Genomic DNA, 7,306 nt, shown 5'->3' on the forward strand with positions numbered 1-7,306 from the left:
CTATTTTCTTCACCCAATCAATAACATCCTCATGTTCAGGATCATCGGGTTTATTTCTCTGGCGTTGCTGATAACTGTAATATCCATGCCGTGTAATGCCCTGGAGTTGGCAGATTAAGCCAACCGGCCAGGTCTTCTTATTTTGGGCGACAAACGAATATTTTATTTCGTTTCTTGAGCAAAGAAGACCGCCGCCTTTTTTAAGATTTCCTTTTCCATTTTCAAGCGTTTATTTTCTTCCTGCAGGCGACGTATCTCTAATTGTTCTGCTGTTAACTTGCCATTTCCTCGAAATGCTTGCCCATCCGGCTCTTGGTGCTCTTTAAGCCAGCGACTAAGTAGAGCTTGATGAATCCCCAAACTTTTAGCAGCTTCTGTGCAGCCATAGCCTTGTTCTAATACCAGACTAACTGCATCAAGTTTGAATTCTTTAGAATACTTCTTTCTTGCTACCATTTTTTCTCCAGTTAAGTACATTATCTCTTAACTGGGGTGTCAAATTCTATTAGACCACGTCATAAAAGCCTGGATAAATGAGAAAGATATTCGGGTATTAAATATTGGTGGGCTCAGGGAGTCGAATAATCCCGGGACTGATCAGGAGGCTTGTGAGCTTTTTCGTGATTTATTTTAAATTTAACTCATGATTTGCATGTGGTAGGAATATTCCTATCTTAGATCTGTTTATAGCAGTACTACCAGAGCTATGATAATGGTGACATTCAAATTCCCCCCATTCAGCCGCATGTTTTTTACCAGTTTAGCGATGGGGAGAGGAATGTGTAGGTGAATTCTTGCTCATCAATCTTCGAATTCAATAATCAAAAAAAGCATAGACTAACCATTTAAATTTTGTTCTTTTTGTTTAATAAAAATTCTATATAGTTCAGTAACTTTAAGATAGATAGAAATGAATCGGCCTTCTGCCTTGTATTTTCTACGCAGGCCCTCATAGTGCGCCAGATCATAAACATGCCAGAATTCACTTTCCTCGTAGTAGCCCTGCCCCCATAACCACTTGCGCCCGTCCAATTGCCCTAAACAATGCTCCACGTCACGATTCAGTTCAACAAAATTTTTACTCCCTTTATAAGGTCCCCAGATGCCAAAGTCGACATAGTAAGCATGAGAACTGCCTGGAATAGAGAACAATTTGTCTTCAGTCGGTGTTTTAACAGGAATTAACCATATCGGATAAACATTAACTGTTTCGTCAAGGTAATTGAAAAAAATTTTCATCTCTTTTAATGGCACTAATAAATCCTGATAAAAACTATCTTCCTCTCTTTGTTGAAGGGTCTTTTTGTAAAAAATTTTATAGAGATTCTTACTGACCATCAGCCAACCAAAAATCATTCTAATAAAAAACAGTCTCATCCGACCAGAATATTTTTTTTCCAATTCAATTACAGCAGTCCAGAAATTACCCCGATTCCAACGAAAAACATAATCTTCATAAGTTAACCACTGTTCCTTACCTTTTTGTTTAGAATTTTCCACAAGATGGTTAAAGAACCAGCGGTGATAATAGCGACTTAATTTACAACGCTTAAACAACCAGTTTATTAATCCTATGCGGTTTTCCATACTTCCCTTTACCAGCCTGAAATCATTTTTGCTGAGTGCAACACATTCAATGAAATCCATGGATTTGTCGTTCGCCACCTCGGCAAAAATAGCTTGAACACTCTCTATATTATCCAATCGATCATAGGTAATTCGCACATATCGAGCTGTAGGAATTAACCGTAATTTAATTTTAGTAACTATGCCTAAACTGCCAAAAGACCCGGGAATAGCATTGAATAAATCAGCATGCTGATTTGCTTTCACAGTGAGAAGAATTCCATCCCCCAATACGACTTCATACTCAAGTACAGAATCATCCAGAAAACCATAACGGAAAGAAGAGCTTTCTCCACCGAGTCCCTGCAGTGCCCCCCCTACAGTCATTTGCGCCAATTCAGTGATTACTGGGGACGATAACCCCTTTTTTATTGTGGCATGAACCAATTGACGCATGGTCACTAAGGGTTCGAGTACGATATATTGCTCTTTTTCATTGATTTCAATAATCTCATTTAAGCGGGAAATATCAATGAGCGCGGTGTCCTTCTTGTAATCAAAGCTGCGTGAACAACAAGTTCCAGAACGGTCTAAAGCCAATAATGAAGACGTATTTTTTATAGCATCCTGTATAAATAGCACGTCTCTGTGATGATCTTGTAAAGATTTCATATATATTCACCGGTACTGCTTTAAATAAAATATAGCCTAATTTGAATAACCTAAGACTTACGCATTGACAGCAATATGATATAGCTAACCCATAATAAAATGATTAAATGCAATGAGAGTAAAATAGCTCATCAATAGAACAATTGGTTTTTCTTCGAATAGATTTAGCCTGAGCCCACTTATGCTCTATTGGATTAAGGTCTGGCGAATAAGGTGGCAGATATTCTAAAGTAAATCCAGCGAGGAATAATTGCTCTTGCATGGCTTTATCTTTATGAAATGCGGCATTATCCATTACTACAACAGAGGAGGCAGGTAATTTAGGTATTAAATCTTGTTCTATCCAGCTATTGAATGTGGCCGCATTAATTGTACCCTCAAAGAGGCCAACGGTAATCAATTGATTATCAATCAATGCTCCTATAGCATTGATGCGCCCTCACTCTCCCCACGCACGTTGTCCATAACAACGATGTCCTTTAAGCGAATAACCATGAAGTACGAGGCATGGAGTGAGCAAAGCCACTCTCATCCAAATAGACTATGGGCCGTTTTGCTTTTTGATAGGTGTTTATCTTTTCTTGGAACAACGCGCGCTTTTCTTTATCTGCTTTAGGATGATTCCTATAACTTACTTTTAAACGTTGTAACGCCAAAGCGATACCAGAAGCACTCACTCCAAAACGTTGGGCTCTTTCGTATTGGAAACTATCGGGGTGATTCAATATATCCTCTTGCAGCAACTCCATATTGATTTTGGTAGCAGGTTTATTACGACTCTTCTTGGGCTCCAACGCTACAAGCCAGCGCATCACACTTGCCTTGCCTACTCCAAATCGACTTGCAACTGCCTCTATGCTAAGCCCTTCGTCCTTTCTTATCTTTAATACTTTTTTCCTAAAATCTACTGAGTATTTCATAAGTAGATGATTATAATCAATTTATTATGGGTTGGCTATATTGCGCGGAAAAAATAAGTCAGGCTCGCCTTTCGCACCGAAAAGTTTAAAAATCTAATTTTTTGATTTTATTGGCAGATGAACAATACTCTTCTTTTCGGTATCTCCTGATTTTTTGCTTTAGTATGAGAGCAGGCCAGGGCTGGACATTACTCGTTAAAATTACTTAGAATGACACCCATTGTATTAGGCCTTGGCCTCTGCCTGCTCAAGTGCTACGCGTATGGCTCTCTCTTCCTCTGGGTAAGTAAACACCCGCATAGGTTTTTTGCTGCGCGGGCACATCCAATTAATCCAGAAGGGAAATAGGATGATCTAAATCAGAATAGTTCCAACTTTCTTGAAATCTTTCATTTACCGCTTTTGCTTCTTTTATTTTGCCTGACTTTATTAAACTTTGCGCCAATCCATATAGTGACCAGCCATTATCAGGATGTTTTTTTAAATCTTCTAAAAATACCTCTCTTGCTTGCTGGAATTGATGAGTTTTTAATAAAAATGAACCTAAAAGTTGGCGCGTGGGAAAATACCAGGAAGGTGGATCCGATGATAAAAATGTGTCTTGTAATTTTACGGCTTGACTAAAATCATGGAAGGCTTTTTTATTGTCATGAATTTGATACTGTATTAACCCATCAAGGATATAATGTGCTATGTGCAACAAACCTATCCCAAACTCGCCTAAACTGGCAGGATTTGCGCCCTGTTGGATAATTTTATTTAAAGCATTCAAGTGTTCTTTAGCCTCAGGTGAGTGATTCAATTTTAGTGCAGAAACGCCCTGCGCAAAATACCATATTCCTAAGGCATACTGCAGTTTTGTATCGGGCTTGGGCATATTTAAAAGTTCTTGCCATTTACCGAAACGTATACGCATCAGATACTGATTCGTGAGGTTTTTTTGTAAGGCGGGATTTTTTTCTACCCAAGGAACTATTTTTTTTGCCTGTTCGTCAGCAGTTTCAATAGATAATTTTTCACGGCCTTCCATACTGCTTGCCGCCACCAAATAATCATAATTATGATAATAAAGATATTGGATTTCAGGTTCAAACCCCTGCTTTTTGCAATTTTCAGCATATTCTTTATAAATTTTAATTGCATTTATATTCGCGAGGCTTGCTTTATGATAAAGCCCCAGCGTATAAAAAATATGGCAAGGCATATGCGCCAAATGTTCAGATCCTGGGACTAATTGACTTAAACGCTCAGCATTCGTTAAGGCCTTCTTGGCATTGGGGGAAGACTCCATAATATGCACATACAAATGATTTGCACCGGGATTTTCAGCATCTTGTTTTATTGCTGCTTCCAATACCTGAATGGTTTCTAAGGTGAGTGGATTGGGTCGACCATCTTGTTTCCAAAAATCCCATCCTGCAAGATCAAATAAAGCCGCCGCATATAAGGTCTTAGCATCGGCATCATTAGGAAGAAATAAGGTAGCTTTCTTCATGGCATCCACATATTTTTTTGCATTATTACCCGTGACAGCGCTATAACTACTACAGAGTCCAGCAAACTCATCCATTTTTTGCGGACTACTATCAGTATAGCGTTGTGATAGGGCTGATATGTATAACTTTTCGGCAAAGTTTCCTTTATCTACCTTTTCCATAGCAGTATAAATAGCCGCTTTGGCATCTTTAAGCTCATATCCATTTAAGGGCATATCGGTCTTAGAGCCTAAGGCAAGTGCTAAGCCCCAATAACACATGGCGCAATTGGGGTCGATTTTGACTGCGGCCTGAAAGGCGCGAATCGACTCCCCAAATTCAAAGCTATAAAGTAGAACTAATCCTTGATTAAAATAACGCTGTGCCATTAAATTTTTTGTTTCAATTTTATGATGAAATGTTCCTAAATTATCGAACAAAGGAGCCAAGTATTTTTCTTCTGCAACGGATGGATTGCAGAGTAACATCAGGAAAGATATGGGAATATAATAAAAGAAAGCTCTGGTTTTGGATTTTTTTTGTTTCATTTTTATAAACTTATCAGATGTGAAACTGCAATCGACTGATGCACCCTATGATAAGTTTGCCTATACTGGTATGGAATTTCAATCTCATTTGAAATAAATACAAGCTAAATGACAGCCAAAATCAGGTTCCTCTTGATGATAAGAGCGACGGCAGCTAAAAAATAATTCCTTATTGGAGTAAGTATCCACGCCTAATGCTGTAACTAATTTCAAATGATACCTTAGAAGTTTATCTTTGTTATAATTTAACAAATCAAACATGAAATGAGAGTCCATTATTGAATGGTATGAAATATCTTGTGTTATTTTTTTCTACAGATATAAAATTTTGGTGAAATTCTGAATTTACTTCATAATAGCTTTGAGTAATGCAGGGACTAATTACTGCACAAATATTTTGATGATTGGCTCCCAGTGAAACCATCTTATCAAGGGTGGCTTCAATAACCCCTTGTTTCGCTCCTTTCCAACCTGCATGTGCTAACCCAATGATTTTTGCCTACTCATCTGAAAAAAGAATAATGGGACAATCACCTGTATCTGAAGCAAGAACGATATTTTTGCGTTGAGTAACCATCTCATCGGCGTCGATTTTATGATACTCCAATGAGAGATCATCAATCACCACCACTTGGTTAGAATGAACATTTCGTACAGTAATCAATGACTCTAAAGGGAAATTAAGATATGCCATAGCACTGGAAAAAAATAGTGATTTTTTGGGACACTTCCCTTTTGACTAGAGCACCAGGAAGAAAATCGGGGGTTTTGTTTACTCCTATACCTTTCTCTTGCCTCAACGAAATCGAATTAAGATCAATTAACAAACTTAGGTTAAAGTTAATTTACAGGAAAACTAACTTAATTGGGTAATTCTGAGTAAAATGGTGAATTAGAACAAAACAATATCACGTAAATGCGGAGGTAACTCGTTTAACAAGCGTGATGCTTGTGAAACGGATCTGTAAATAATTTTGTGTAATTAGTCATAGCATATAATCTGTCGGCACTGGATAGTGCTGACAAATATGATGAGAACAACTATGACTGAAGATATAGATGAATTGGCAAAAGAGATAGCCAGAAATTGCAAAACACCTGAAGATTTCACCGAGTTTTTCAAACAATTAAAAAGACGAGGATTGGAAGCTGCTCTAGCCGGCGAGCTTACTGCACATCTGGGCTATGAAAAGCATGATAAAGGTGAATCACGCAAAGATAATTCTCGAAACGGTTACAGCAAAAAGAAAATTCATGTCAGTGAAGGTGAAATGGAAATTGCCGTACCTCGGGACCGCGCGGGCTCGTTCGAGCCGCAACTCATCCCCAAGCATGCCACTCGCTTTGACGGTCTTGATGAGAAAATTATTTCCTTTTATTCTCGTGGATTAAGCACCCGTGATATCCAGTCAGAGCTGGAAGAAATTTATGGGACTACCATTTCCCCAACGTTAATTTCCAATGTTACTGATGCTGTTTTGGCTGATGTGCGAGCCTGGCAATCAAGGCCTCTGGATAGCTGCTTTCCCATTGTTTATCTGGATTGTCTGGTGGTCAAGGTAAAGACGGATAAAGGCATTACTAATAAAGCGGTGTATTTGGCACTGGGCGTAAATACCGGAGGGCAAAAAGAGTTACTTGGCATGTGGATTAGCCAAAATGAGGGCGCAAAATTCTGGCTTAATGTGCTGACTGATTTAAAAAACAGAGGTCTGGATGAGATATTTATTGCCTGTGTTGACGGCTTGACTGGTTTCCCGGAAGCCATCGAAACGGTCTACCCTTACGCCAAAGTTCAGCTTTGTATTGTCCATAAAATCCGCCAATCCCTGTCTTATGTGAGCTGGAAAGACCGCAAAATACTTGCCGCTGATTTAAAAAGCATCTACAGTGCAAATACGCTCATTGAGGCTGAAATGGCACTGGATGCTTTCTCTGCCAAATGGGATGACCAGTATCCGCCTATCAGCATCTCCTGGCGCAGGGATTGGGAACGGGTCATTCCTTTGTTTGATTATCCGGCGGATATTCGACGGGCAATTTATACCACCAATGCGATTGAGTCATTGAATATGACCTTACGGAAAGTAATAAAAAACAAACGCATGTTTCCTTCTGATGAAGC

General features: G+C 38.9%; 7 protein-coding genes and 2 pseudogenes. 2 read left to right on the top strand and 7 right to left on the bottom strand.

Features of this window, described 5'->3' with window-relative positions; all coding sequences use genetic code 11:
* Positions 1–456, bottom strand: a pseudogene (locus tag Lrub_RS15145) (transposase); the annotation flags it as partial.
* 61 nt (positions 457–517) lie between these two features.
* Here Lrub_RS15145 and Lrub_RS15270 point away from each other — a divergent pair.
* Positions 518–634, top strand: coding sequence for a YpsA SLOG family protein (locus Lrub_RS15270; RefSeq protein WP_420324356.1), 117 nt, complete (start codon positions 518–520; stop codon positions 632–634).
* A gap of 203 nt (positions 635–837) precedes the next feature.
* Here Lrub_RS15270 and Lrub_RS11160 read toward each other — a convergent pair whose 3' ends face one another.
* From Lrub_RS11160 to Lrub_RS15280, 6 genes and pseudogenes are all read right to left on the bottom strand, one after another.
* Positions 838–2,238 carry an FAD-binding oxidoreductase gene (locus tag Lrub_RS11160; protein WP_082651493.1) on the bottom strand — a complete coding sequence of 467 codons (1,401 nt, stop codon included), beginning with the start codon at positions 2,236–2,238 and terminating at the stop codon, positions 838–840.
* Between the two features lie 103 nt (positions 2,239–2,341).
* Positions 2,342–2,671, bottom strand: coding sequence for a transposase (locus Lrub_RS15015; RefSeq protein WP_420324357.1), 330 nt, complete (start codon positions 2,669–2,671; stop codon positions 2,342–2,344).
* Positions 2,672–2,717: 46 nt separating this feature from the next.
* A complete protein-coding gene (locus Lrub_RS15020) occupies positions 2,718–3,158 on the bottom strand; it encodes an IS630 transposase-related protein (protein ID WP_237760800.1) in 441 nt (146 codons plus the stop codon).
* Between the two features lie 328 nt (positions 3,159–3,486).
* Positions 3,487–5,181, bottom strand: a complete 1,695-nt coding sequence (locus Lrub_RS11175) for a tetratricopeptide repeat protein (protein ID WP_058532168.1) — start codon at positions 5,179–5,181, stop codon at positions 3,487–3,489.
* Positions 5,182–5,265: 84 nt separating this feature from the next.
* Positions 5,266–5,457 (bottom strand): laccase domain-containing protein, encoded by a 192-nt coding sequence (locus tag Lrub_RS15275; RefSeq protein WP_133134188.1) that lies wholly within the window; start codon positions 5,455–5,457, stop codon positions 5,266–5,268.
* Positions 5,435–5,875: pseudogene (locus Lrub_RS15280) on the bottom strand (purine nucleoside phosphorylase YfiH/LACC1 family protein). The gene Lrub_RS15275 and the pseudogene Lrub_RS15280 overlap by 23 nt, the downstream one beginning before the upstream one ends.
* A 349-nt stretch (positions 5,876–6,224) precedes the next feature.
* On the opposite strand from Lrub_RS15280, the gene Lrub_RS11180 reads away from it, so the two are divergent.
* Positions 6,225–7,306, top strand: a 1,082-nt coding sequence (locus tag Lrub_RS11180; protein WP_237760808.1) for an IS256 family transposase, incomplete at its 3' end; no start/stop codon positions are given.

This window comes from Legionella rubrilucens, assembly GCF_001468125.1.
Lineage (GTDB): Bacteria > Pseudomonadota > Gammaproteobacteria > Legionellales > Legionellaceae > Legionella_C > Legionella_C rubrilucens.

Bases quoted from the DNA above. Each gene is read 5' to 3' on its own strand.
- Lrub_RS11160 (WP_082651493.1), bottom strand. From the start codon at position 2,238: ATGAAATCTTTACAAGATCATCACAGAGACGTGCTATTTATACAGGAT.
- Lrub_RS15020 (WP_237760800.1), bottom strand. From the start codon at position 3,158: ATGAAATACTCAGTAGATTTTAGGAAAAAAGTATTAAAGATAAGAAAG.
- Lrub_RS11175 (WP_058532168.1), bottom strand. From the start codon at position 5,181: ATGAAACAAAAAAAATCCAAAACCAGAGCTTTCTTTTATTATATTCCC.
- Lrub_RS15275 (WP_133134188.1), bottom strand. From the start codon at position 5,457: ATGGACTCTCATTTCATGTTTGATTTGTTAAATTATAACAAAGATAAA.